General features: G+C 59.9%; 12 protein-coding genes. 10 read left to right on the top strand and 2 right to left on the bottom strand.

The annotated features are described in order from the left end of the window. Nucleotides 1-382: 382 nt before the first annotated feature. The 9 genes from KW832_RS12520 (at nucleotide 383) to KW832_RS12480 (ending at nucleotide 20346) form a co-directional block, all read left to right on the top strand. Nucleotides 383-1048: an ATP-binding protein gene (locus KW832_RS12520; protein ID WP_218300122.1), complete on the top strand. Its 666-nt coding sequence runs from the start codon at nucleotides 383-385 to the stop codon at nucleotides 1046-1048. A gap of 144 nt (nucleotides 1049-1192) precedes the next feature. Continuing rightward, nucleotides 1193-1930 carry an HNH endonuclease signature motif containing protein gene (locus KW832_RS12515; protein ID WP_218300121.1) on the top strand — a complete coding sequence of 246 codons (738 nt, stop codon included), beginning with the start codon at nucleotides 1193-1195 and terminating at the stop codon, nucleotides 1928-1930. 439 nt (nucleotides 1931-2369) lie between these two features. After that, a complete protein-coding gene (locus KW832_RS12510; RefSeq protein WP_218300120.1) occupies nucleotides 2370-3212 on the top strand; it encodes a hypothetical protein in 843 nt (280 codons plus the stop codon). A gap of 188 nt (nucleotides 3213-3400) precedes the next feature. Next, entirely contained in the window at nucleotides 3401-10780 is a 7380-nt protein-coding gene (locus KW832_RS12505; RefSeq protein WP_218300119.1) for a hypothetical protein, read from the top strand. Between the two features lie 4 nt (nucleotides 10781-10784). Beyond that, nucleotides 10785-17435 carry a hypothetical protein gene (locus KW832_RS12500; protein ID WP_218300118.1) on the top strand — a complete coding sequence of 2217 codons (6651 nt, stop codon included), beginning with the start codon at nucleotides 10785-10787 and terminating at the stop codon, nucleotides 17433-17435. Between the two features lie 104 nt (nucleotides 17436-17539). Further along, nucleotides 17540-18052 carry a papain-like cysteine protease family protein gene (locus tag KW832_RS12495; protein ID WP_218300117.1) on the top strand — a complete coding sequence of 171 codons (513 nt, stop codon included), beginning with the start codon at nucleotides 17540-17542 and terminating at the stop codon, nucleotides 18050-18052. A 149-nt stretch (nucleotides 18053-18201) separates the two neighbouring features. Continuing rightward, a complete protein-coding gene (locus KW832_RS12490) occupies nucleotides 18202-18735 on the top strand; it encodes a L,D-transpeptidase family protein (RefSeq protein WP_218300116.1) in 534 nt (177 codons plus the stop codon). Nucleotides 18736-18821: 86 nt separating this feature from the next. Next, nucleotides 18822-19079 carry a hypothetical protein gene (locus KW832_RS12485; protein WP_218300115.1) on the top strand — a complete coding sequence of 86 codons (258 nt, stop codon included), beginning with the start codon at nucleotides 18822-18824 and terminating at the stop codon, nucleotides 19077-19079. A 265-nt stretch (nucleotides 19080-19344) separates the two neighbouring features. Next, a complete protein-coding gene (locus KW832_RS12480) occupies nucleotides 19345-20346 on the top strand; it encodes an acyltransferase (RefSeq protein ID WP_218300114.1) in 1002 nt (333 codons plus the stop codon). A gap of 65 nt (nucleotides 20347-20411) precedes the next feature. On the opposite strand, the gene KW832_RS12475 is transcribed toward KW832_RS12480, so the two are convergent. Then, on the bottom strand, nucleotides 20412-21314 hold the full coding sequence (locus KW832_RS12475) for a hypothetical protein (RefSeq protein WP_218300113.1): 903 nt from the start codon (nucleotides 21312-21314) through the stop codon (nucleotides 20412-20414). Between the two features lie 401 nt (nucleotides 21315-21715). Here KW832_RS12475 and KW832_RS12470 point away from each other — a divergent pair, with 401 nt between their 5' ends. Continuing rightward, complete coding sequence (locus KW832_RS12470; RefSeq protein WP_218300112.1) at nucleotides 21716-22786, top strand: DUF6352 family protein; 1071 nt, start codon at nucleotides 21716-21718, stop codon at nucleotides 22784-22786. 100 nt (nucleotides 22787-22886) lie between these two features. On the opposite strand, the gene putA is transcribed toward KW832_RS12470, so the two are convergent. Continuing rightward, a complete protein-coding gene (gene putA, locus KW832_RS12465) occupies nucleotides 22887-26633 on the bottom strand; it encodes a trifunctional transcriptional regulator/proline dehydrogenase/L-glutamate gamma-semialdehyde dehydrogenase (protein ID WP_218300111.1) in 3747 nt (1248 codons plus the stop codon). Nucleotides 26634-26647: the final 14 nt, after the last annotated feature.

Below are 26647 nucleotides of genomic sequence, written 5' to 3'. Positions count from 1 at the left end.
CAACAAAAGAACACCTTACAGGCTAGCCCACATCCCGATCGGGTGCTGACGTTTCGACACTAGTTGGCTAAAAGCGTGGTATGGCCGTTTGCTGCCCAAATTTTCGTAAGGAGAAGAATTAGAGGTAGCTACAATTCGGCCGACCACGGAGGGGATTTGATGTCCACTGACTTCGAGCGCAAGGCCAGCGTCGACGGCCTGACTTTCAAGCTATACCGGGGTGAGGGAGCAGCTCTGCTCGCCTTCGACCTTGACGAAGGCAATGCGACCGACGATTTCGTTGGCTTCAGCATTGAGGTGAAGTATCCAGGCGCCGATAATTGGGGGGCGCTGAAGAATCGTCCCACAGGACGTGGTTCATTTCGTATGCCGGCTACTGGAAGTGATCGCAAGAGACTCGCAAGTCATCGTAGTCGGGTCTTCTGGCCGGGATCTCGGAAGTGGTTCAATACAGATCGTCTCGGCACCTCAAGGGCACAATTCTCTCGCAGGTTACAACTATCTGTACGCGGCGCGCCGACCCAATCTAGAGCGACCGAAGCAGTTCCAGTGGGTCAAGGGAGCGACGTTCCACAAGCAGGAGAACCGCACCTGTGAGTTCAAGGAGGTCAAAGGTGGAAACCCACTTGGCGCCATCAGGGGTGTCGTGGATCAGTACGCCGTTGCCTTTCTGAATGCGGGTGTTCCGCAAGAGGGCGCAATCTTCTGGGGAGTCCGCGATGAGGATCGCGTCATCATTGGTGTTGAATTGCGTCAGAAAGAGTGCGATGAATTACGACGGATCGTCACTGAGCGTCTGCATCAGATTGTTCCTCCGATCGCTCCAACGGCATATCGAGTGGAGCTCCACCCGGTTAGCGACGGAGCGGCCCGGATTGATGACTTGTACGTCGTTGAGGTGCGTATCCCATCGATAAGGCGCACGTTGCTCTTTGCCACCGGCGGGCAAGAGGTCTATGTAAAGACCGACGCGGGCAAGAGGAAACTGTCCTCGCTCGAACTGCAGCAGGAACTCATCCGTCGTCTTGGGGTGGATCCGGATTTTTGAGACTTACATTCGACGCATTCACTCGTTTGCAGAAATTGAGCGACGCAAGTCGCCGCTGCAGGGGAAGTTTGATTCGACTCACTCAATGTTCAAGGGGGCTGCGTGTCAGGTTTGACTGATAAGACGATCAAGAGACTTTTTGCGATGTCCGGCAATGTCTGCGCATTCCCCGGTTGTCCGCTGCCCATCGTCGAGAGCGCTGGCACCATCACTGGTGAAATCTGCCACATAAAGGCAAAAAGTGCCGGAGGCCCGAGATTCGACCAGGCCCGAGCGGAAGAGGACCGGCATGGTTTCGACAACCTGGTCCTTCTATGCCGGCGCCATCACAAGGTGGTGGATTCCGAGCCGGATGTCTATACGGTGGATATTCTGCGGGAAGTCAAGGAAATGCACGAAAGTAAGGCGGGTCGCCCTGAGCAGGCAACCGACGGATTCTTTGCGAAGATACTTCTCAACGATCTGAGAAGAATCGAGATCCACCATAACTCGGGCAATGTCGCGATCAACAGCCCGGGAGCGATCTTGGCGCAAACGGTCACTGTAAAGGCGACTCGACAAACCGTGAAGGTCCAAGCCCCGCCTGGAACCATAGGAGCCGACCAACGCGCCAGTAGATACATCCAACATCTGATTGGACGCTACAACGAATTTGCCAGCGCGGACACCACTCGCGCTACAAAGTTCAGTTATGGCGCGATATCGAAAAACATTGAGACGAATTTTCGTGCGCCCTGGCGGCTTCTCTCGATGGGGGATTTCGATGTCCTGTGCACATATCTCCAGAACCGGATTGGAAGGACGCGCATCGCCAAGTCGAACTCCGCCAAGGGCCATCGGTCTTACTCCAGCTTTGAGGAGTTCAGCGGTGAGATTCCTTGAGGACGTGGTGCGATCCTGCTGGCTGGCAGCACACTGGTATTTTTTGATAGACGGCCGTCCTTTATCGAGCCCACACTCGGTCCACGAAATCTCAACACAATGCATGCCGTCACAGGGGCGCTGAAGGCCAGCGGCCACCTGCGCGCGGCATGCATGCGCAGCCCTTGACGGCGAGTACGCCGTGGTACGGTGACATGAAACCCCGTCTTCCGCAGCGAAGGGTCATGATCGCGCTGCATCGGCTAAGGTATTGATTGCAAACACAGTCGACCCAGCTCGATTTGGTGTCAGATGCGTGTCAATTTCGACGCATGGCCATTCGTCACAAATTCCTTTGACAAGACCGAATCGTGTGATTGAATCCGTTCGGCGAGAGGGTTCTTTCGGCGCGGTATTGACGGCAGATCAATTTCACAAAGCCTAACGATGGGGGGATGCTATGAACGGCAACGACTTGCTGCAGCTCGTCGCTATTGGTGCGATCGCAGGTGCATTTGGACAAGGCCTTCGCGCCATTGTCGGAATCAAGAAAGCGAGCGAAGAGGCGGCAGCCCAAGGATCTACATTGCGTTCGGACGGCCTTGATGTCGGACGCCTCGTCTTCAGTTTGTTCATCGGAGCAATTGCGGGCGGTGTCGGAATCTTCACGATCACCGGGTTCAAGCCCGGGGCTGCAGCGAACATCACACCCGAGATCTTTTTTGGTGTGATCGGCATCGGCTACGCTGGCACCGATTTCATCGAAGGATTCATCCGTACGCAATTGCCCAAGGGCATGCCGAGCGCGAACACGGCTTCTTTAACCGAAGCCAACCTGGTGGCGGCGTTCGAGCGCGCGAACGCTTTGGGAGCTGCAGATCGCGTCAAGCAAAGCTGCGATCGCCTGCTGAAACTCCCGGCCAATGCCGGGGACTGCTCTGCGTTCGCCAAGGCAGTTGCTCAGGACTTTTCGGTCACGCTTACGGGGCAGGCGAACGACATCGTCGACCAGCTTAACGCGTCCAATGGCTGGACGGTACTTGGTGCAGACGCAGATGCGGGTCAGCGCGCAGCCGCAGCCGCGGCAAAGGGCGAGTTCGTGGTCGGCGCGCGAAAAGAAGCCGGAAATGGCCATGTCGTGATCGTCGTGGCCGGGAGCCCTCTCGCGCACGGCAAATACCCGTTCGCCTTCTGGGGAAAGCTCAACGATCCTGCCAATGCGGGCTTCAACAAGACCGTCAACTGGGCGTGGGACTCTGGTTCGCGGGACAGCGTTACATACGCAAGTCGACGGATAACGTAGTCCCCGCTTCGGCTCGCGTCGACCAAAGCCAGAGAACTTCCTGGGTGCGATCTCTCGCCACCCGATATCTATCCCACGCGAGCGCGCAGGTCGCATCTCGACGTTGCTACACCGTGAAGCCATAAGTGTCGTCTATCTCGGATGAGGATAGATGTCGCAATGCTATGAAACCGACTGAGGAGCCGAGCATGGATCACTTTCTGGCTTTCCGCTTTGTGGGCGAATTTGCGTGGCCACCTGTGTCGAGTGCATCTGAAAAAAGTAGCACCCGAGAAGGACTCGTTGAGATCCACTACCAACGCGACGGCAGCGTGTGGGTTGCCTGCGTCCGATGGGTGCCCAAAGCGGCCTTTTCAGACGAAGAGGTGGAGGCCGGTAATTTGTGGAAGCCTTTACGACCGGAAGAGCGTCAGGTCAACAAACTCGTGCAGGTCCTTCGAAGGGAAGATGCTGACCTCATCAAGGACTTTGAGGGCGTAGCGCATGACGGAACTCTGATCTATCGCTTTGACGACGCTCCGAGATTCTGGCGGCGAGAGTTTGGAAAACTGCGCTTCGAAGGTATTCGCTTGCTAGAGCAGTTCGAGGCGACTGCTACGGATGAAGGTGCTATCCCATCGCCGAGCCTGAGACTGCCACTCGTGCGTAATCGAACGGTCCCCGAACAGGATGGGGGGAGCCCCAGAGATCTGCACAGCAGTGTCCAGATTGGTCGCGGTGACTATCAATCCAACTCGCAGATGCAGTTGGATCTGGGGATTCTGGTGCCACTTCCCGCCACCGACCCCCAATGGCAGTCAGGTAGAGCGTGCTGCCCGCTCGGCGCGACATACAAATCTACCCTTGCTAGAAATGATCTTTCAAACTGGGGTAAGGGCGCAGTCGCCGAGTCACTGATGTTCGGACCTCGGAAGAATGATGTTCCGGTTACCGGCACGCCCGTCCAACGTCTTGGCGAATGCGATATCTCCCTCTTTGCGCTGAAAGACGCTTCCACATTGTTTCCGAGCGTTGACTCACTTCTTTGTCGGGCACTGCCCGCGATGGGCATCGCGGTTGCTCAAGATGGAGATACAAGCCCGTCCGTGGCGTTCGCGAAGGGCCGGATAGGCGGAGACGGGAGGCAGAGGCCATTTCCAGGCTTGAGAATAGAGGCCACCGCCGGCGGTGGATTTGCGGTGCACCAGCGCTTTGCACTGAAGCTGGTGCGCCAATCTGCCGCAATCCTGGAAGATGAATCGGATCTACGGGTGCGCCCTGATCAAGTCCAGTTTCGCGTGCGAGCCGAACCGGATGAGTGGGTTTCGCTCGGCGGGCAGTTTTACGCAGCGGCCATCCTCAGGGGGCGTGTCCCAGACGAGAATGGGTGGAAGCTAAAGCCCGCTATCTTGGATCGTGTGGACGTGACGGTTGGCAGTGGGCAAGCATTTGATGGTACAAGAACGAGCGATGAAGCACCGCCATTTGCGGGTGCTGCGCCGAGCCTGTCTTGGTTTGTGCAAAACGGCCTTGCGGCAACACGTGCAAGCCACAATGCACTGAGGCAGAACCAGGGGCCGCAGCCACAGTCGGTCGTGCCCCACATTTCCCTGATCGAAGGCGGCAAGAGCACGAAGCATTTCGGTCTTTTTTCCGGACTGGCGAATCCCAAGCAGACGGATTCCGAATTTGAGCTTGGTCAGCCCGTCCTTGAGCAAGGCGATAGCGCCAATTCACTGGCCAAAGGCTTCTGGGCCAGTTTGCAAACCAAGGATGTAGCTTTCGACGGCCATGCCGTCGAACTGACGCAGCTCGAGTTTCAGACGCGCTGGCCATTGTGGGACCTGCGGGCGTCCTCGCGGCTGCGCTTGGCTCACTGTGCCGTTCAAGGTTCTGCGAAGGCGACTTTCCTTGTCCTCAAATTCGAGGACATCGACAAGGCTGATCATCGAAATGGATTGCAAAAGGCTGTGCTTGGGGGCGTTGTCCTCACGCATCGGCGAAATGACAAGCATGGCGTTTTCGACGACAGCAATCCCTCCCTTTTGCGGATCGGATATCGCAAGCCGATTGGGCAGAATTCCACGGCGTTGGCCCGCATTCGCGTAGAGCTGTCGTTCGGAATCGGACAGGTTGAGCCTGTGGGGGTTGATGAGCCCAGATTCGACAGAACCGGACGCAGTCAGCCGTTGATCCTTCGGAGCGAGGGCGAGCAGGGAGATTTCGGAATCATCGTCGCGGAAAGCTGGGATGCCTCGTCTGAGCGGCGGCTGACGGTGCAATTGCTTGAGCGCGTCCAATCTCGCCAATCCGGTGCTTCGCCAAGGGTGCTGCTATCTGAACAACCCTTTGCCTTCCATCGTTTCCATTCGCAGCCCTTGGAGACTCGTGGTGCCCAGGAGAATGCTGCCGTCGCCACCTACGACAGCGATACGGGGGTGTGGTTGCTGAAGCAGGTTGCACGCGTCTATGCCTACGCCATGGCGCCGCAGTCTATCGGCGAAAGTATGGACAAGCCGCGCCGGCTCGAGCTGCATGATCAGGAAATGGATGGCGCCGAGTTCCTCCGCCCATATCCCGACGTGCCCGATGATGAGTTGCCCGGTTTGTCACGGCGCGCGGTGGAATTCAGGCTGACTCCTCCTGCCGAACTCTGGATTCGCCCGGGCGATGTGCGGCGCAGCTTTGTCTTGCCCGAATGGGCCAGCGGCGACATTTTCCGTCAACGTGGTGAACAGGGGCTTGGTGCCGCACTCGATGCCTTTCGAGGCGAGTTTGTATACGGTCTGGCTGTCGGCGTTCGACCAGATCTGGAGCGTGGTCCCGCACGACGCGCGCGGGTTGCCGAAATCGAGGCGTTGACCGGACGTATCATCGACAAGGCGCCCGACGATCCGAATGGCTTGGAGACCCGTTGGAACCTGTTGCATACGGCATTCCAGAGCCGACCGGAGCGCCTCGAGTTCTGGGCCGATGATCCGGACAGCACTATGCCGTTTGCGCCCGCCCGCTTCACGCGCGGCGCGAGCTTCGCGCTGCGATCAACCGCGCTGCACAGGCCGGCTGTTGCCGAACTCGATCCCGGCATGGCTGAAGGACCCGCGAAGCCCAAGCAGCGCGTCCTTGGCCTCTCGCCGCGACTGCACCCGCTGGGATTGTCCGGGGGGGCGTTGTGGCCAATCGAGTCGCGAAACGTGCTCAACATGGTGCTGGATGCGCCATCTGCAACCGGTGGATCCATTGAGTCGATCGCCCTGACACCCCTCGGCGGAGACGCCGATCAGACCGTGCGCTTCTGCGGCAACCGTGTGGCCATCATCACGGAGACCCGAGGCGGCTATGTGCAGCGCCAGCGTGTGGAGGTCATCGGCCGCATCGGTGCCTGGTGGCATCGCGCCAAACATGTCGTGATCTATGAGCGGACGGTCAATCCATCGGCCCAGTTCGCTCCAGATTCGGCGGAAGTCGAGAATGACGACAAGCTTCGTGGCCCCCGTTCACGCAGGCCGGTGCTGCGCAAGGTCAGCGAGTTCGTCGAAGTCATGCAGAACGAACGTCGCTATCCCGATTTTCCGAACGTGGATGCACAGACGCGTGCGTTCATGCGCGGCATGCGTTTCAACAACCCGATCATTCCAGTGGATAGTCTCTGGGGCGAGGACGTGGGCGATGTGGGGTGGAAGATTCCGCTGTGGAACCGCCATGCCGCGCTGATCCGACCACAGGTGTACCGGATGCCGGATGTCGCGTTTCTCTGCGCGGCGGAAGGCCGGGATGCGGATGCGGAAGGCGCACAGGAGTGCCTGAATCCAGAAGCACTGTACTTCTATGCCGACACCACGCCGGGCGCCACCGATGAAACCGACATCTGGCCGGCGGCACTGGGTGTCGACTACATCAATATGGTCCGGCCGACGGGAGCATTCGAAGAGAGAAGCGAAGACGCCAAGGCCTTGGAATCCTCTTCGACGAAAAGCGCCGAGCGTGTACCGAAAGGATATGCAGCGTTCACATGGCTGCTTTCGCCACCAGCGCAACGCGCAGTCGTCAATGCGCATCGGGGCGATGATCCGGTTTATGCCGCGGTCGAGTCCGTGACCTTCATGCGATCCGGTCCGACCAGCACAAGCGCTGTTGGTGTGCAGGAGAAGATTGAGGTGTTGAAATCGGCGGACGCGCTGTCGGCTGGCGTGCATGGTGAGTGGGATTTTCACCCGATTTGGCGCAAGGGGCAGAAGCTTGAAAGCGGTCCTGCTGCGTTGGTCGAACTGTCGGATCTCATGGCGAAGTGGCAGGACATGCCGCGGACCCAGGTGCCGGACGGAGAGTTGAGGAAACAACTGGAGGATCTGCGGACGGCGGTTAATCAGAAGTACAGCGCCTTGGGCGTGTCGATGGAGGAGGAACTGCGAACGCGATTCGAGAAGCTAAGGGCGTCAAGCAAAGCACTTGACGAGCATCTCAAAGCGGTGGTTCCCAACGGTATCGCGGGTCTATTCAAGGGCTCCGAAGTGTGCGAACGCTTGAAGGGTGATCTCAAAACATCCGTCATGGGCAAGCGTCTGGCGATCATGCAGGAGGTCCAGGCCTGGGAATCGGAGATCGCCCGTCTGCTAAGCACGCCAGATCTCGTTTTCGCGACAAGAGAGGAGCTCATCCGTGCGATGCATGCGCCGTTCTCGGAAGCCATCAAGCCTCTGTTCTCGGCGGCGGGAGTGGAAGTTGGAAAACTGTACCGTGGTTTCGAGGCGACGCGTGGATCCATCTCTGAAGTGCGCGTGAAGCTCAAGCAGGAGCTCGTGGTTGCGAAGGCGAGAGTAGCTGCGACCAGGCAATCGATCGACGCATCGAAACCTTGGTCTTCGTTGCGTGTTGCCGAGTTCCATCGATCCGTGGATGCCAACCTTGACCGGATTCAGGCGCAGGCGCAGGGCATCGTTGACGATGCATGCGCGGATCTCGCGGGGGGGCTGGATCGACTGGCGCAGCAACTCGGCAGCCTTGCTTCACTGGCATTGCAACAGTTGATCATGGGCGAGAGTCGCTTCAGATCTTTGATGCGCAGCCCGTCCGTTGAGCGGCGACTCATGATCGTTGCCGAGCTTCAGGCCTCGATTTCCGATCTGGTCGCGTCGGGTGGCCCGATCGACAAGCTGAGGGCGCTCGCCGAGAAGTACAAGAATGAATTGGGGACGTTCAAGCCCAGGATCGATGCCGCTGCGGATGCTGTCCAAAATGCGCTCAGCAAGTCGGAGAAGCTCCTTAGTGCTATCCCGATTCAGTATGAGGATTTCGGGAGCGACGTCAGTGATGTCGTCGCGAAGGCCGCCGCGGCTGCGCGAGACGGTCTCGAGCTTGCTCGGGCCGAAGTGGACGAGCTGTTCAAGAGCATCGAGAGCGAACTCGGTGGCGTTGGGGCGGTCATCTTCGACGAGCTGAAGTCGGGGACGACGGCCATCAAGGTGGATGTCCAAGCGGGCGTGACACGCATGCTGGATGCAGCTTCCAAGCAGACGGCAGTGATCGACCAGATCGTCAACGAAACGAATGCCGAGATCGACCGGCTGATCAGGTCCGTTGATGGATGGGTGGATGAGGTGGCGGACGTGGCTGAGGAGGCAATCTCTGATGCCCGTGCCAAAGTGGAAAACCTCGAGAGTGCTTTGTCGCCGGACAAGCTCCAGGCCGCACTGGATGAGGCATTCCAGCGGATTCTGGACGATCTGGTGAGCAGTAAGCTTGGTGCATGGTCTGCACCGCTGAACGTCGGGCGCCAAAGGCAGGTTCTTCTCGAACTTGCCTCGGATGCCGTCGACCGCATCGAGACGGTGGTTCGAGCGCCTGAAGCACTCATCGAAGGTTTCTCCAAACCGATCCATGATGCATGTGTAGGCCTCAGCGATGGGGTTCAGGATGCAAGGAAGTACCTTGAGAAGGAGGCTGGCAAATTTCTCGAAGATATGGTCAAGCAGATCGAGGATTCGCAGTTCGGGAAGTTTCTCGGAGGCGTCCTCGACCCGTTTGAGAATTTGGAAAGGTACCTCGAGTTCACCAGGGAATTCGACAATTTCGATCGCGATATTCGTCGTTTCGGCAATGACATTTCGGCAGCAGGAGAGATCACACGTGCCTACGCCGACAATGTCATCTCCGCGATCGGCAATCTCGGGTCGGGCGGTGTTCTGGCGATGCCAGGCAATGTCCTGAGTGCGCTGGCAGCCTACGGTGCCGGCCCCGAACTGCCCAATCTTGATCTCTGCAAGGCGAAGATCTGCTACTACTTCGACAAGGCATCGAAGTACATTGATGTCACGCCGGTGGAGGCGTATTTCGGCAGGATGGGAGACGGACTGAAGGCGATGGGCCTGTGTCTACCCGTTTCAGGCATTGAGGGCTACCTCAAGGCGCTAGACACATCGAAGTTCGACATCGGATACATCGTGCGCAAGTGCGGCGGAGCAGAGCTTGAACGCATGTGCCGGGGTTATCCCATGCCGCAGTCCATGCGAGACGCGGTCAAGGTCACCCACGGCTTCGACAAGAAAAGTATGAGAGCTTGGGTACAGGTCGACATGAACGTGCGACTTGAGGGACGACGATCGCTGTTCAGTTTCGGCCCATTCACGCTAGATATCCTCAATGCAAACCTGGTCGGACAGCTGCGCATAGATGCGACGCAGGACGGTGTGGTCGAGGAAGGCAGCTCAACGCTGCAGGCGGACTTTGCGGCCGTCGTCGGCGGACAGACGATGGTGACCCTGCAAAAGACCGCGGTGAACTATGACAAGGCCAACGGCTTGCAGGTGGAGTTCGACGCCAAGAACATCAAGCTCAATCCGGGGCTCCAGTTCATACAGAACACGCTTCGTTCGATCGTTGGCGACGAGATAGGTGGATTGAGAATCGTCAAAGAGAATGGTCTTCCTGTCGGCCTTGAACACCTGTTCACCATGCCGCCGATGAGCTTGATGTTTGGCACCAGTGGCGTTCAGAACATCCAGATCAACAACCAGTTCCAACTCGTTGCTTACCCGGACTTCCTGCTGTCCAACCGGTTTTCACTGGCCAAACCCGAGCTTCCGTTTCTGTTCACGGTGTTCATTATCGGTGGCACAGGCTGGCTCACGGTGGATGTCGAGTACCGGCCGTTCAATGACGACTTGATGGTTGTCGTGGATGCCGGTGCTGGGGGATCGGCTTCCTTGGCGTTCGCATTTGCGGGTTGCACGGGCTCGGTTGCGATCACCTTCAGTATTGCACTCACCTATCGGAAGTTGATGCGCCGATCTGGTGGCGGCGTGACGATCTCGGTCATCGTGCTGATCGTCGGCGTCGTGGATGTGCTGCGAATCGCTTCAGCGTGCCTCACGGTGATGTTGCGCCTAGCGTATCGCGAGAACGGCGACATCGATGCGACGGGAAGTTTCAGCATTTCGATTCGAATCTCGAGATTCTTCAAGATATCAGCCAGTGGCCAAGCTCAGTACCGTATGACAGGCGGAAAAAGCGAAACCACGAGCTCGTCGAGCATAAGTTCAGAAGTCGACTATCGCAAAGCCATGAAGCTTGCCAATGGACGGAAGGAGTAACGACATGGTCTGGTCATTGAACTGCTATTGCGAGGAAGAACCTGCTGGATTTCATCCGGATGGCGTGCGTGGATTCTCCGTGCGCCTCTCCGTTGGAACGGATGAAGTTGACCAGGTCAAGGCCCGCGACGAGCTCGTCTTGCTGCTGTCGCGACTGCAGGAGATCAACTCCCCAGAAAACTTTGTCATCTACCAGTTGAAAGCCGACAAGCTATCCATGCATGAGGTCAACGGCATGGAGCTTCTGTCGGAGGAATTCGATAGCGCGCTTTCGAAGCACTTTTCCGAATGGCTGGGCGCGTATCCAGACGATCCGCTCTTGAAGTCGGGCGCCAAGACATTCTTCACGAGCTTCAACGCCGATAGCTCGCAGCACGTCGCGACCGATCACTTGATCTGCGCGCAGGATGTCATCCTTGCGACGGCAAGCCGACTGGCCCCGCTCCCACAGGCGTTGCATCTTTCGTTTGTTTTGCGTATTCCATTTTCAAAGCTTCCAAGCGATCCCACAGATTCAGCTATCCTGGCCATCGTTCCTCGTTTTGATGGTGAATCTCCGAAAGAAACCTATGACGTAGAGCTCGATTCGAATCGCAATCCGCCCGGAGAGGTTGACGTCGAGATCTCGTCCGCCGGCGGCATTCGTCGCTGTCGAATGACGCTGATTCGGCGACTTGTCCTTGATGATCCCTCCACCAACGTCAGTCACGAAACGGGATTCTGCAAGGGATCTGACGAGACGGCGGCCGTGCACGCGGCATTGCAGCGGTTCGAGCAACGCGCTGGATCGCTGTTCACCGGCTTTGTCGCCGCAGGTGAGTTCCGCTGGCGCGGTGACGGTGCTCTGTTGGGCCTGCAGGATGCCGATCAGCGCAGACAAGCGGCGACACGGCACACGCTGCTGGACACGCAGCACGTTCGTCGATTGGCGTGGCGTGCAGTTACTTCCTTGGCGTCAGCGTTAGATCCGCTGCTGCTCGCGCTTTGCATGCCTGGCCGAACCCTGCGCGATGGTCCTCTATTGGCGCCATTGTTTGATCTGATTCTGGCCCAAGCCGAGGCCAGCCATGGTTCTGTTGTCGATCGAGCAAGGCTGCGTGCGGCGTTGAGAGCGGGTGTCAATGCCTTGGTGCAAGATATCAACGCCCAGGCAGCGAATAGTACCGGCCAGTTTGTAGAAGTGCTCTCCAAACTTTGCATCGAAGAGCCGGGTGAGGCGAAGGAGACCTGGCTGGGGCTGTTGCTCAAGGCTTTCGCGAAGCAAGATAGCTGGATCTCCGCCGTGGAAGGCTGGCAGGGTATCCAGACTGCACAACTAGATGACGCGCCCAAGATTGATCAGCAGGCACGAGAGCTTGAACGGAACCTAGCGGATCTCAACGAGCGGCTCATCGGTGAGACAGGCGTGGAGCGTGCTCTCATGTTGTTGCTGAGACAACCCGCTGTTCTCGAGCGCCTGCTTGCGTTTCTAAAAGGCGCGTTAAGTACCGGGGACGATGGCGCAAAGGATGTGCTTGAAACTGCTCTCCAAGCCTTTGAGAAGAAGCTTGGCTCGGAGATCAATGGCGCGCTGGTGGCGCGACAAGCAGCTGGTTCGCTGCTTGCAGACCTCTTGGTCAAGGGCGTAAGCAACAACAGTCCCATGGAGGTGGCGAACCTCAGATCCAGCGCTGCGGGTTGGCGATTCTGGCATTGGCGTTTCGGCCTTGAAACCGCGACGGGTGCTGATGCTGGAACAGTTCCAGCGATGATGCAAACGTTGATGTCTGCCTTGATTTTGCCAGTGCCCCGGCCAGCTGAATTCTTCGCTCAGATAGGTAGCGTTCCAGACGATTTTCAAGACGGTCCGTCGAAGCCGGTGACGGCAAAGCTCGCCTTGAGTGCGTTGGCTGACAACATGCAGGCCAGTGTCCTCGTCGAGATCTTTCCGGAAGCCGGTGACAGATTCATCCCAGACTCTTCGCCACGTCCCCTGGCCATCCACATCGCGGTCGACCCCGCAGCGGACGACAGCGAAACAGAGGCCGATGAGTTCTCGGCAGCGTTTGCAGGCATGTCGTTGCTGATGCGGAGGAGCTTTACCAACAAGGGCAACAGACCGCCGTGGTCCTATGCCAATCTGGCAGAGATCGAGGTCGCTGAAAGTACTCCGTCAGATGAAAATACCAAGGTCGAAGCGGTTTTCTCAGCTATCGGAATGCAGCCTTTGCCGACAACTGTTGATGATGGTCGAAGAAACCTCTTCCAGACTTACGATGGCATTCCATTTTCAAGCGCCGCTTTCAGACCTGAATCACCCGGGGCCATGTTCGAAACGGACTACCCTGAAAGGACGCGCGCTCCACAGTTCAAGCCTGCGCCAGAATTGGCCTATGGCGCGCATTTCGAACTGGTCGCGCACGCTGTGGGGCGATCAGGATCGCTGCCGATTTGGCTGCAAGATGATCTGCCGTGGAGGCCGGAGTCCACAATCGAATTTCCTGCGGACGGACTTCTCACACGTGTGCCATATGCGCGAACGACGGCGATCGGTCAGACCACCATTGCGGAGGTCGGAGACCGCAAGCGGATCGGAGTGGCTCCAAAGAACGTACAACCGTTGAGCGCGGACTATCCTCGGATCGCACTTTCGGCAGGGGACGCACCGTTTCTGGATGTCTTCAGGAATACGGACGGTAGCGGCGCAATTCCGCTGCCATCCATTCCCGGTCAGGATGTACGGCTGACGCTGCGCAATATCTGGAATTGGGGTGAGCAAAAGGGCGAGTTCCAATGTGCTGTCATGGAGTCGCCAGACGCCTCGCTGGATACTGCTAGTGTCATCGGAAATCTGACCTTGGCGCTGGCGCCGGGTGCAGTGGTGAGTGCCGCTGTCGCGATCGTACAAACGGCGGGCGGTGAATTCACTGTCAGCCTGAACGGAAGTACTCCGAGGACATTCAAGTCATCCCGGAACTCGGTCTGGTTGCGCTTGCGCTTCGATTCAAGTGAACCTGGGGCGAGCATCAGCATGGACGACCCCTCGGGCGACATGAAGGGTCACGCCGCTGCGTCACGTCCGATCCCGGAGAAGCTGCTGCTGCTCGGACTGGGTGACGCGTGGCTTGCCCCTTTCGGTACGGCCGCCGGCCTGTTGCTTGGGTTCCCCCGTGTTGGATATCAGGATTTCGAGCGCTGGATCAATAATCCATCTCTGAAGAAAAAGGTATTCGCTTCGCTGCCTCCAAAACAGGTCGAGTACTTCTGCAACTGTCTTGTGGCTTGCCAGATCGGTAGGGGTTTCAAGCGATACGAGCGGCTTGCAGCGTTGATGGATCGACTGCCGGATCCGGCCGTGACGGGCGTCCAACTGGAAGTCGCACCAGTGGACTGTATGAGGAACAGTCCTGATGCGCTCAAGGGAAGTTTCCCCGCACTGAAACGTTGCATATCAATTCCGTCACTCGGTCAGGTGTTGGCAGATGTGTTCGCCAAGGTTCTTGGGATGAGTCCCCATGACAACCCGCCGAAGTTCGAACCCGAGAAGTTTGAGCGTGTGCTTGCGGCCATTGATGATCGGTACTCAAGGCGTTTTGGAGCGACGTGTTCGGCTCAGGAGGACGCCGTGCTTGCCTGGGAACTTGGCAACGACTTGTCGCCAAATGGCGTTCGCGTGCCCGAGGGGCTCACTGTGCAACTCAGGGTTCGACCTATCGTGGACGACGCGCTCTTCGATGAGGGTGAGGGCGTCAGCGTCATCGATCGAAGGCTGCTTCAGTACGTCACCGGCCGTAGTGAAGGAGATGTGAAAGGGCTGCTCTTCGACGGAGCATCGCTGCTTGCGGAAGCGATGATTACGCTTGAGAAGCCGATGCCCGTGATGCGCGATCAGGTCCGTAGAGATCCGTGGCGCATGACGCGGCAGGATTGGACTAAGCATACTGATAGGATAGTTGACCACTATGGTGGGAGATCTCGCCAGTACGAACTTGCAGCGACACCTGGCGTGCAGGACTGGGCCTGGCGTCAGTTGGGATGGATTGATGTGCAAACCCAGCGGTGGCGCTTCATGGGCATGCCTGTCGACCAATGGCCGACGCGTCATGGCGCGTTGCACAGGATCAACGGAGACGTGTCATTCGTACCCAGCTCCAAAGGTGACGCCGGACGGGAGGTTGTTGCATTCGAATTGCAGGCATTTCATCGACGCCTCGATTCGGATGTGGAAGTGAAGACGACGCAGCTCTCCACGCTGGGCCACAAGACGTCATTGATCACCGTGAGGTGGGACAAGCCGACGGCGACCTGGTTCCGCCATCGTTTGGTGCTGCGGTCGAGGTATGCGGGGGCCATGGTGCTGCGCTCCAATGCCGAGTGCGAGGCTTGGCGAGAACGCGCGCCTGGCGATCCGTCCAACGTCGAACATTGGCGTCGAGTGGTGATGCTGGCGGATCGAGGTGCAATCAAGATGCCGCGGCCGCAATTGAGGGCGCTCATGCCGCTGACCGTAGCGCCCGATCTCGACGTCGACGGCACGCCACCGATCGCGGCCATTCTTCATGACGAGCCGTTCGCCTATGGCGGACTTGCCGAGCGTGTCATGTCAGAGGTGACAACTGGCGTGGGTTATGGCGGTGCATCGTTGGAGGGAACCGGCAACCCGCATGACCGCGTGCGTGCGCTCGATCTGAGGAAGGAGGTTGGACCCGACCCGCGCCTGTCGTACTCCGCGATGCCTGCCGCGGAGGCGCAACTGACAGTGCTGGCTCCGGAAGGGCCTCTCGGCCTGACTTTCGATCGTACGGATGGCACAGGCCAGGTGTTTCCCAATTCGAGTTGGCTGTTGCATCCGAGAAAACTCGTGCCGGGAGGGCACGTCCAAGGGCCCGTCGGCATGGAGGAGCATTTCGTCAGCGTTGCCATGCGCCGAGTCCTGGATCCCGTCTGGCTGGTGGACGAAGACAACGTGTCGGTGAGCTTCGATGACACATGGTGGAGCGAACACGCATGCACAGGCGGCAAGGATGTCATCATCGAACTTGCGGACGCCGCCGCCAAACTGGCGATCAACGCCATCTGGTGCGAGCCAGATGGGCCTGACATTGTCGTGTTCGTGGATCGTGCCGTGGTGGATCTCAGTGCGCTGTACGTCAAGCCGTCGGATCCAAGCGAACAGGTGACATTGAAACCTGATCCGAAGCCGCTGGTGCTGTGCCGTATACCCGGAGGAATTGCAGGCAAGGCCATCTTGGCGTTCATGCACACTCCGGTTGATCGACAAAATGCCTCGCTCTCCGTGTTCTTGCTGCCGCGATCGGATGACCGCGCTCATCAGAAGCACGGCAATCTACCGCTATTGCTGGGTGGCATCGACTGGTCGATTCCGGTGTTGCCCGCGGATCCCCAGCAAGCGGATGGGCCGAAGGCGATGTTCGTGATGCAGGCGCCGAACAACCGCGTCAGGACCAGTGCCAGTCAGCCAACCGCGATGAACTGGGTGCGGACCAACCGGAACTTCGACATGGTCAATGTCGGTGGTCTAGACGGCAGGGACAGACTCGACGTGAGGAGCATGGTCGCCATTAGGGGCACCGAAGAGGAAGAAGGATTGCTGTCCGTGATGTGCACTGCACGTGCTGATCGCGACAAGGACGTATGGATTCGAAGCAGTCAAAGCACAGGGAATTTTCCCGTGCATGCGCAACGCCATGTCGCCGCGCTATTCTCGACTTTCGATGAGGGGCTTGGGCGACCGGTGGAGCAACTGCTCTTCTCGCACATGCTGACAGGCGTGAGTACTGTAATCAACGATAAAGATGGATTTGCGCAAGCCTCAAAGTTGAGGTTGGTGGAGTTCGAGGTTCCTGCGCAGATCATCGGTTTTATTCCAGGGCAGAGTGCCGCACTTCCTGAAGCATTCAGGTTCTCATATTTTGATCTGATGTCCATCGGGAAAACCGCCGGCGATCGGTGTTTGTCACTTCACTTCAGGGTGATTGGTGCGAAGATTGCGCGCTCCAACTTGCGTTCTCTCAAAATTGGGTTGCGTGCGGATGATGCACGAGCATGGCAGCCCCTGGAGCTGACAAGGCCTGCCAACGCCAAGGCTGAAGTCGTTGCACTGCAGTTGGACCTCATGCTGGATGCCGAGTGGGGCGCGTCGATAAGGAGAGGTCGCTGGCTGACGGCAACGGGGGGGAGTGAAGAGCTTGAGTTGCCTGTTCCCAATACGACACTGCCATTGGCCTCATTCGACAGCGTGAAACCCGAAGGCTTTGCGCTGACCGTCCAGGACGCAGGCGAAAATGAACTCTGGTTTGAGATCGGACTTCTGGTCGCGTCCAGCCCGACTTTTGGCTTTGGCGGCGCCGTCGATTTCGATTGGCTTTTTGGTTCTTCAGGGAACTCGATCTTGGATGGCCTCTCTGCCGGAGCAACTTCCGAGTCGAGCCTCAGGATGATGTACGAAGCGCAAGCGCGTGTGATATCGGTGTCTCCTTCGCTCCCCATCCTGGACGAGCCACTGCGCACGCTGGACGTCAAAGATCGAATTGCCGGAGTGCCGGAAGAGGGCGGAAATGCTGGGGTCCGTCAATCTTTCGACCGTCGTGTCCATATGTGGGCTCGAGCCCGCGCCTGGGCACGCCGCGCGCGATATGGCGAGGGCCAGACATAGACCTGGCGACAGGTTCAGAAGTTGAGGCAGAGCTTGACCCTGAAATCATCGACAGCCTTTTTCCCACGCGATGCACAGCGTCGGCCTTTTGCAGGAGTGACATCATGAGAGTGAACTACGTAGTTGGCGGCATCATCAATCCCGTCGATATGGGCGACGCAACGCTGTGCTGGCTTGCTACGACGGCGACATTGCTGTCGTGGTCAAGTTTGAAACGCATGAGCATGGAGGAAACTGCCGCTCAGCTTGGCTCCCCCTTCACCGAATACCTAACGGGGGGCGATGCACTTGACGCCGCCGATGTGCCACTATTCTTGCGACGATCAAAGCTCGTAGCCAATCCAGGACAGTCGCGTCCTGCCAAGGTGTGGGAGGGCTTGCTCAAGGCCCATGGTCCATTGGGCGTCGGTGTCGATGCCGATAACCCTAACAACTACATGGCGCATCTCGTCACGATCTATGGCATTGATGGCGACGGTACGCCCAAGGGAACGACGATCAAGTTGATCGACCCGAACGGTGGCCGTGAATTGGTCATCACGTTCGAGGCCTTTGGAAAGCTGTATGGCGCGACGGATGCCGTTAATACGCTATTCAATGTGTTTCACAATCCATGAGCCTGAAGGGCCGCACTTGCGTTCGAATTTGCTTGCGACTCAACTTGGCTTGTTGGTAGCAGAGGTCACTCTTCCAAGGGAGAACTGAGGTGAAGTTGACGATAAAGATAAAGATAAAGTTGCCATCGGACTGAAAGAAGACGGGGACATTGACGCTCATCGATCCTTTGACCAGTCTGCCAATCTACGGCCCGGTTCCCGTGCTTGGGCGGGCGGCGCGCGACACCGCGAAAGCAAGGGGCAATCCCAGCGGCAATCCCTTGCTCGGCTACGGAGACACGCCAACAGGCGGATACCGCGTTGTCAACATCGTGGCCAACGGGGCGGGTACGACTCGGCCGATCTCGCAGTACGGGCAGAGCGGCTCCCTTGTCCTGGATCCCCAATCAGGGGAGGCTAAAGATGCGAAGAAGAATGGCCGCACCGGTCTTCTCATACATGCAGGGCGGCATGCCTTCTCATCTGTGGTCGGTCCTGAATCGCTGAAGCCTACGAATGGGTGCGTGCGCATGCTGGACTGGCAGCTTGCCCAGTTGATCGATGCGATACGTTCGCACACGTTGGTCTTCCCCGGAGATGTCGTCGTCGAGGTAGGAGGTCCGGAAGGTGCGACGGGCGACATCGACGAGACTGTGAACGATGTCGATCCGCCGCCTATCGGTGGGATCGTGGTGTTGCCCTGATCGCGTCAAGGACGAGCAGTCATGCAAGTGGTGAAGCTGAGGATCGGGAGCTTCGGACTCATCCATTTAATTTAGGAGTTTCCAACGTGCCTCTTACAGAAAAAGAGTTCACTGACCTAAAGAAATTGATCAAGGATCGGGTAGACAACTACCCTGACTTGGATGGGATGGTTGCAGCGGGCTTGCTCTCCCGTAAGTCTGGTTGGTATGAAGCCAAGAACAAGGAAGCCTATGACGCAATCATTCAATACGCCACCTCAATTCGCGTAAGCAAAGAGGGCAGGGCGCAGATCAAGGTAGCGAAGGCGAGCAAGAAACTACGAGCACTCGCTGACAAGCTGTAGATGGAGGGGCCTCTCTCCGAGCCTACCGACTGAGCTGCGTTTTTTCGGTATGCTACGCCCTGATTGACAATTGATTCGAGCTAGCCAAATTTCGCCAGATAGCGCTGCAGCCCTCACCAGCAAAAGCTCTGCTGTTCTGACGGTAAAAATGACGAAAACGACCCATGTCAATCAACCGAGAATCCTTTAACCATGCGGGTTTGCGGGGCCTATTGATGATCGAGTGGGAATAAACAAGCACTGTCACGCCAAAGACCTAGAAACAATGATCTGGCTTGATGCAGCGAGGGTCGTCTCCATCATGGCCGTGGTGGTCCTGCACGTGGTCGGCAGCGTGGTCACCGTGGCGGCGCTGGGTTCCCCTGGTTGGTGGTACGGCAATCTGTACGACGCCCTCGTGCGCTGGTGTGTGCCGGTGTTCGTGATGGTGAGCGGCGCGTTGTTGCTCGACCCGCGCAAGACCGAGGGCGTGGCCGAGTTCTACCGCAAGCGGGCGGCACGGGTCCTGCTGCCAATTGCCTTCTGGAGTGCTGTCTACATTCTTTGGAACCACCGGGGTGCCCTGGCCGAGCTGCGCGCGATGGATGTCTTGCACAGCGTTGCCAGAGGGTGGCCTCACTACCACCTGTGGTTCCTGTACATGATCCTGTGCCTGTACCTGTTCGTTCCCTTCCTGAGGACGCTGGTGCGCAACACAAGCCGGCGCGATCTGTGGTGGCTTGTGGCCTTGATGTTTGTGCTGTCTGGCGTGAACGAGTTTTCCCGCGTCTTTTCTGGCGATGGGGCGGGCCTTTTCATCAACTGGTTTCTGCCGTACCTGCCGTATTTCCTCTGCGGCTACCTGATCCAGACCAGTGACAGGAAAATCCCCCTGGCTGTGTTGATGGCGGTCTTTGGGTTGGCTGTGGCGGTCACCGCCGTGGGCTGCTACTGGCTGGGCCGCGCGCAGGGGCTGGACAGGGGACTGTATTTCTATGGCTACCTGAGCTTTTCCGTCATCCCCATGTCGATCAGCTTGATGCTGATGCTCAAACAATGCACGTTGGCGGGGGGATGGGCGCAGAGCGTTCAGAGGGTTGCTCCGTTAACGCTGGGCGTCTATCTGGTGCATCCGATTTTGCTGGAATCGTTCAGGGAATACGGTTTCAAGCCTGAGGACCACGCGCCGCTGCTCACGGTGCCGCTTGTGGCCGCTGTGGTGTTTGGTGGCGCGCTGGTGGTGGCGCTGGTGTTCCACCGTACCCCCTGGTTGAAACGGCTCATTTAGGAAGACCATGCCGGACCACGTCTTCCCCGCCCTGGGAAGACGGCAAACCCCAGGCCAGGCTGCGGTCAGGCCCTGGCTTCACCGGTGACCGGATCGTAGGCGGTTCCGTCGAAGTTGATGATGCTGTTTGTGGCCGAGTCGTAAGTGGTCAGGCGGTAGGTGTCGGCACCTTTGCCGTCCAGACCGATGTAGGGCGCTTGGGCGAGAACCAAGCGGTTGTCTTGGGGAACTACCCCATCAGCCGTCCATTTATTGCTCATCAGCCATTCAGAGGGGTTCACGCCCTCAGGCGTAGCGACGGTCCCGTCCGTGCGCATCTTGGCGAGTGTCGGGTCCATGTTGAAGCCTTCGGCCGCCAGCAGCATGTCGGGGTTCTTCTTGTAGAACGAGGCGGTCTCCGACGGCATTGCAGTCAGGTCGCTTTTGACGAGCGTCGAGCCATCAGTTGGGAACTGCGACAGTTTGCCGCTGCGAATGGCTTCGTAGTCCGCCGCAAACTCGGGGTGGTTCTTGAAGAACATGTAGCGGCCGACCACCTCCTGGTCGCCTCCGCTCAAAGACATCGCTGTCATACGCACATAGTCCGGCACTTCGTAGTCTTCGGCAAACGTATCGCCCAGACCACGCTCCCAGGCGCGGAATTCTTCCAGGTTGCTGAAGGGCGCCTTGACTGCGGCCTCGGTGGTCCCGGTGTCCACCGCATCTTTGGTGCTGTAGAGGGCGGCGGTGGATTGGTAGGGTTTGGTTTGTGCGGCCACCGTGGTGGCCCCTGCCGTGCTGGTGCCAGTAGCTTTTCCCTGTGCAGCCTCGGCAGACAGTTGTTCCAGCGTGGTCTGCAATTCTTTGAGAAAGGTCACGGGGTCCGCGCCCGCGTGGTTCTGGGCCGTGCGCTCTGCCGCCTTGGCCGCCATGGAACTGGAGACGCCCAGGGACGTCAGCATGTTGGTGGCTTGTGAAATATCGAGCATGTTGCGACTCCTCGGGTGATCTGGCAGTCCATGGTGTGGCATCGGGTGGATCACCGGGCCGATGGGGGTTCTGTGGACGTTGCCTTGATAGTCCCTGAATTCGATCAGGCCAATCCCGGGGTAAGCAGCGGAAAAACGGTGCTTTTCGAGAGGAGGTGGCCCCCTTTGCGTCCATGGGGCGGTATGGGTAGCGAGAGGCGTTCGCACACAGCGTAAGGCGTGAGGAGTGCGACAACTACACTCACGGACTGTGTCAACGCCGCGTCGCAACTTCCCGTGAAGCCACTTGTTGCCCACCCACATTCACCCCAGCATTCACCTCCCGTCTTCCATGGTCCGACCCTTGACGCTTCCCACCGCGCCGCCACAACGTTCTTCTTCCTGGGGCAGAGGTCCTTCGCATGACGCCAGCTGCTGATTTCTGGCCCGGATGTGGCTTTCAGGCGCTGGCCCGGGATGCGCGCGGCTGGCTGGTGCCTTCCGATGAATACTTGCAGTGGCTGCTTGCCCGGCCTGAACTGGCGCTGGTGCCAGAGTCCTGCGCCGCCGAGATCGCCCTGCACGAATCTCTGGCGTTATCGCCTTCACGGGTGGTTTTGTCGGCCGAACTGGCAGCGGTGCAGGACGACGACGCCCGTGAAAACTACACCGTGTTCCTGCGTTTTCGCGATGGCCTGCTGGCCGCCGGCACGCTGGAGGCGTACTACTTGCAGCTCATGCGCAGTGGGGTGGTGAACGTGCCCGCCGTGTTCATCGACGCCGTGGTGCAGGCCCTGCTGCGCAACCTGCTCGACAACTGCAACGACGCCTTCGAAGCCCGCGCTGCTGAAATGCTGTTTCGGTCGCAGCGCATTACCTTGCAAGACGGGCAAATGCTGGCAGGCGACCGGGCGACGCTCGACATGCTCAACGAAACAGCGGGCCTGGGCGAGGTGGGGCGCCTGCTGTTGCAAAGCGGTGCACTGCAGCCCACGGCGCAGGTCAAGGTGCTGTCGGCCGACAATGCGGCGCAATATTGGCAGGAGAGTGATCGCCACCACTTTTTGCTCGACCTGACCCATGAGCTGACGCAGGACCTGAGCCATGGCCTGACCTTCAAGATGACCCGTGCCCGATCGGGCCTGAAGGCGCTGGCCCGCGTGCTGGAGCGCTGGGTGGCCCACCTGCTGGGCGTGCAGGTGCACATCGAGCCCGTGCACCAGGTCACCGACAGCGCGTGGCGCTGGCATGTGGGGCTGGATGTGGAGTCCACCGCCATCCTTAACGACCTGTACCAGGACCGGCCCGTGGAGTCTGAGCGCATGGCGCGGCTGGTGAGCCTGTTCACGCTGACCTTTGTCAACCCGGCCGAGATGCGGGCCGATGTGGCGGGCAAGCCGGTGTACCTGGGGCTGGCGACCAACGCCGAGGGCGTGGTGCGCATCAAGCCGCAGAACCTGTTGCTCAATCTGCCGCTGGCGTCGGCATCTTGATTGCTATTAAATTAATAGCTGCTAGCGCTTGATGAATAAGCGCTAGCAGCCAATTTTATTCAAATTTCTCCAGGTTGGATGATGGCCCGATGCTGGGCCCTCATCCAATGGTCATCAGGCTCGCGTTTCCGCCCGCTGCGGCTGTGTTCACGCTCAACGCGCGCTCGATCAGCAGGCGCTCCAGCGGGATGTCCGTGGTACCGGGCTGCAGTGCCGTCACGCCCACGATAGGCCCCGCGCGGCGGGCGAGGGCGGTGCACACGGCCTGCAGCGAGGGGGCGTCGCCGTGGTGCAGCACAGCATCCAGCTCCAGCGTGCCGTCGTTCAGCGTGTTGTCCTGCAACTGGATCTGCGCCTGCACCAGCGTGGGCAATGGCGTGCGCAGGTGGGCCTGGGCGTTGGGCCACAGGGCGGTGCCACCGGTGGCGAGCACGGCCGCAGTCTGTACCAGCAGGTCATCCACACTTCGCGCCAGGCACAGCACCCGGGCACGGGGGGCCAGGGTGTAGACGTTGCGCTCGCCCGTGGGGCCGGGCAGGGTGCGGGCGGTGCCGCTTTGGGTTTGCTGGGCAAACTGTTGGCAGGTGTTGGCCAGGGCTGCATTGCCCTGGAGCTGCGCCCATTGCTGCAAGGTGGCCAGAGGCGCCAGCAGGCGCTCGCGCACTGCCTCCTCGGGCGGCGTAGTGCGGTCGGCGTCGGCAAAGGTGCGCGCCAGCGCATCGGCCGGGCGCTGCGACACCAGGCGCAGCAGGTACAGCGGCCCGCCTGCCTTGGGCCCCGTGCCCGACAGGCCTTCGCCGCCAAACGGCTGCACGCCCACCACGGCGCCCACCATGTTGCGGTTGACGTACACGTTGCCAGCATGGGCGCGGTTGACCACGCGGGCGATGGTTTCGTCGATGCGGGTGTGCACGCCTTGCGTCAGGCCGTAGCCGGTGGCGTTGATCTGGTCGAGCAACTGGTCAAGGTCGTTGCGGGCGTAGCGCACAAGGTGCAGCACAGGGCCGAAGACTTCGCGTTGCAGCTCGCCGATGTGATTCAGCTCGATCAGCGTGGGGGGCACAAAAGTGCCTTGGCTGGTCGCGGTCGCAAGGTGCTGCGGGTGCTGGAACACCCGATGGCCTTGGGCCTTGAAGTTCTCGATGTGTTGGGTGATGCCCGCTTGTGCTTCGGCGTCGATCACCGGGCCCACGTCCACGCGCAGCTCGCCAGGGTTGCCCACGCGCAGTTCACCCATGGCACCTTGCAGCATCTCCACCACGCGGTCGGCGGCGTCTTCCTGCACACACAACACGCGCAGGGCGGAGCAGCGCTGGCCTGCGCTGTCAAAGGCGGACGACACGGCATCGCCCACCACCTGTTCCACCAGCGCGGACGAGTCCACGATCATCGCGTTCTGCCCACCTGTTTCGGCAATCAGCGGGATGGGGCGGCCTGCGGCATCCAGCCGCCCGGCCACGGTGCGCTGCAGGATGCGCGCCACCTCGGTGGAGCCGGTGAACATCACGCCCATCACGCGGGCGTCACCGATCAGGCGGGCGCCCACGGTTTCGCCCTGGCCGGGCAGCAGTTGCACGGCGGCGCGGGGCACACCGGCCTGCCACAGCAGGCGCACGGCCTCGGCGGCGATCAGCGGGGTTTGCTCTGCCGGCTTGGCCAGCACGGGGTTGCCTGCGGCCAGTGCAGCCGCCACCTGGCCCATGAAGATGGCGAGGGGGAAGTTCCAGGGGCTGATGCAGGCCACCGGGCCCAGAGGGACGTGGGTGGCGTTGTCGAACGTGTTTTGCACCTGGGCGGCGTAGTAGCGCAGGAAGTCCACGGCTTCGCGTACTTCGGCGATGGCGTTGCTGGCGCTCTTGCCTGCTTCGCGCATCAGCAGGCCCAGCAGGGGCTGCATGCGGGCCTCCAGCAAGTCGGCGGTACGCAGCAGGGCCGCTGCGCGCTCGGCGGGCGGGGTGGCGGCCCAGGGGGCTGCGGCGGCCTGGGCGTGGGCCAGTGCCTGGTCCACATCGGCGGTAGTGGCCTCCTGCACGGTACCCACCACATCGCTGTGGTCGGCGGGGTTGCGCACGGGCTGCATGGGGCCTGCGGGGGCATCGGCGCCCAGCAGGGGTGCGGAGGTCCAGGCATGGGTGGCAGTGGCTTGCAGGGTGGTGGCCAGTTCGGTCAGCGTGTTTTCGTTCGACAGGTCCAGCCCGCGCGAGTTGGTGCGGTGCGCGCCGTACAGGCCCTGGGGCGTTGCAATGCGGGGGTGGGGCAGGCCAGCGGTGCCTTCTGCCGCAGCTTGCTGGTCCACCACTTGCACGGGGCTCTTCACCAGCTCGTCCAGCGCAATCGTTTCATCGGCAATGCGGTTCACAAACGAGGTGTTGGCGCCGTTTTCCAGCAGGCGGCGCACTAGGTAGGCCAGCAGGGTTTCGTGCGTGCCCACGGGGGCGTAGATGCGGCAGGGGCGGCCCAGCTTGCCCGCAGTGATGGCGCCCACCACCTGCTCATAGAGCGGCTCGCCCATGCCGTGCAGGCACTGGAACTCGTACTGCCCCGCGTAGTAGTTGCTGCCCGCCAGTTGGTAGATGGTGGCCACCGTCTCGGCGTTGTGGGTGGCGAACTGGGGGTACACGGCTTCGGGCGCGGCCAGCAGCTTCTTGGCGCAGGCGATGTAGGAAATGTCGGTGTGCACCTTGCGGGTGTAGACGGGGTAGTCCTCCAGGCCATCAACCTGGGCGCGTTTGATTTCGCTGTCCCAGTACGCGCCCTTGACCAGGCGCACCATCAGGCGGCGCTGGGTGCGGCGCGCCAAATCCACCACAAAGTCGATGACGAAGGGGCAGCGCTTTTGGTAGGCCTGGATGACAAAGCCGATGCCGTTCCAGCCCGCCAGCGTGGGCTCGTGGCACAGGCGTTCCAGCAGGTCCAGCGACAGCTCCAGGCGGTCGGTTTCTTCGGCGTCGATGTTCAGGCCAATGTCGTACTGCTTGGCCAGCGCTGTCAGGCGCAACACCAGCGGGTACAGCTCGTCCATCACACGGCCAAACTGCGCGCGGCTGTAGCGCGGGTGCAGGGCCGAGAGCTTGATGGAGATGCCCGGCCCTTCGTAGATGCCGCGCCCGGCAGAGGCCTTGCCAATCGCGTGGATGGCCTGCTCGTACGAGGCGTAGTAGTGCTGGGCGTCTTCGCTGGTCAGTGCAGCCTCGCCCAGCATGTCGTACGAATAGCGAAAGCCCTCGGCTTCCATCGTGCGGGCGTTGCGCAGGGCTTCGTCAATGGTTTCGCCGGTCACAAACTGCTCGCCCATCATGCGCATGGCCATGTCCACGCCCTTGCGGATCAGCGGCTCGCCGCCCTTGCCGATCAGGCGGCTGAGCGAGTTGCCCAGGCTGCCTTCGCTGTGCGTGGCCACCAGCTTGCCGGTGATGAGCAGGCCCCAGGTGGCGGCGTTGACGAACAGCGATGGGCTCTTGCCCAGGTGGGCATCCCACTGGCCGTGGCTGATCTTGTCGCGGATCAGCGCATCGCGTGTGGCCTTGTCGGGGATGCGCAGCAGCGCCTCGGCGAGGCACATCAGCGCCACGCCTTCTTGCGACGACAGCGAAAATTCCTGCAGCAGCCCCTGCACGATGCCCGCGCGCCCGGCGCTGGCCTTGCGTTCGCGCAGTGCCTTGGCAATGCGCAGGGCCAGTTGCTGGGCCGACGCTGCTTGATCAGCAGGCAGGCGGGCCTGGGCCAGGAGTGGGGCCAGTGCTTCGGGCTCGGGGCGGCGGGTAGCGGCGGTGATGGCTGCGCGCAGCGGGTTGGAGAGCGGCGTGCGGGGCGCGAAGTCTGCAAACGGGGCGGAGGGCTGCGTCATGACGGAGTCTTTCA

The organism is Acidovorax sp. sif0632 (genome assembly GCF_019218805.1).
GTDB lineage: Bacteria > Pseudomonadota > Gammaproteobacteria > Burkholderiales > Burkholderiaceae_C > Acidovorax > Acidovorax facilis.
Note: the sequence above shows the minus strand (reverse complement) of the source record. Positions and strands in the feature narration are given on the sequence as shown.

Coding starts and splice junctions, on each gene's coding strand:
- KW832_RS12515 (WP_218300121.1), top strand. CDS start 1,193: ATGTCCGGCAATGTCTGCGCATTCCCCGGTTGTCCGCTGCCCATCGTC.
- KW832_RS12510 (WP_218300120.1), top strand. CDS start 2,370: ATGAACGGCAACGACTTGCTGCAGCTCGTCGCTATTGGTGCGATCGCA.
- KW832_RS12505 (WP_218300119.1), top strand. CDS start 3,401: ATGGATCACTTTCTGGCTTTCCGCTTTGTGGGCGAATTTGCGTGGCCA.
- KW832_RS12500 (WP_218300118.1), top strand. CDS start 10,785: ATGGTCTGGTCATTGAACTGCTATTGCGAGGAAGAACCTGCTGGATTT.
- KW832_RS12495 (WP_218300117.1), top strand. CDS start 17,540: ATGAGAGTGAACTACGTAGTTGGCGGCATCATCAATCCCGTCGATATG.
- KW832_RS12480 (WP_218300114.1), top strand. CDS start 19,345: ATGATCTGGCTTGATGCAGCGAGGGTCGTCTCCATCATGGCCGTGGTG.
- KW832_RS12475 (WP_218300113.1), bottom strand. CDS start 21,314: ATGCTCGATATTTCACAAGCCACCAACATGCTGACGTCCCTGGGCGTC.
- KW832_RS12470 (WP_218300112.1), top strand. CDS start 21,716: ATGACGCCAGCTGCTGATTTCTGGCCCGGATGTGGCTTTCAGGCGCTG.
- putA (WP_218300111.1), bottom strand. CDS start 26,633: ATGACGCAGCCCTCCGCCCCGTTTGCAGACTTCGCGCCCCGCACGCCG.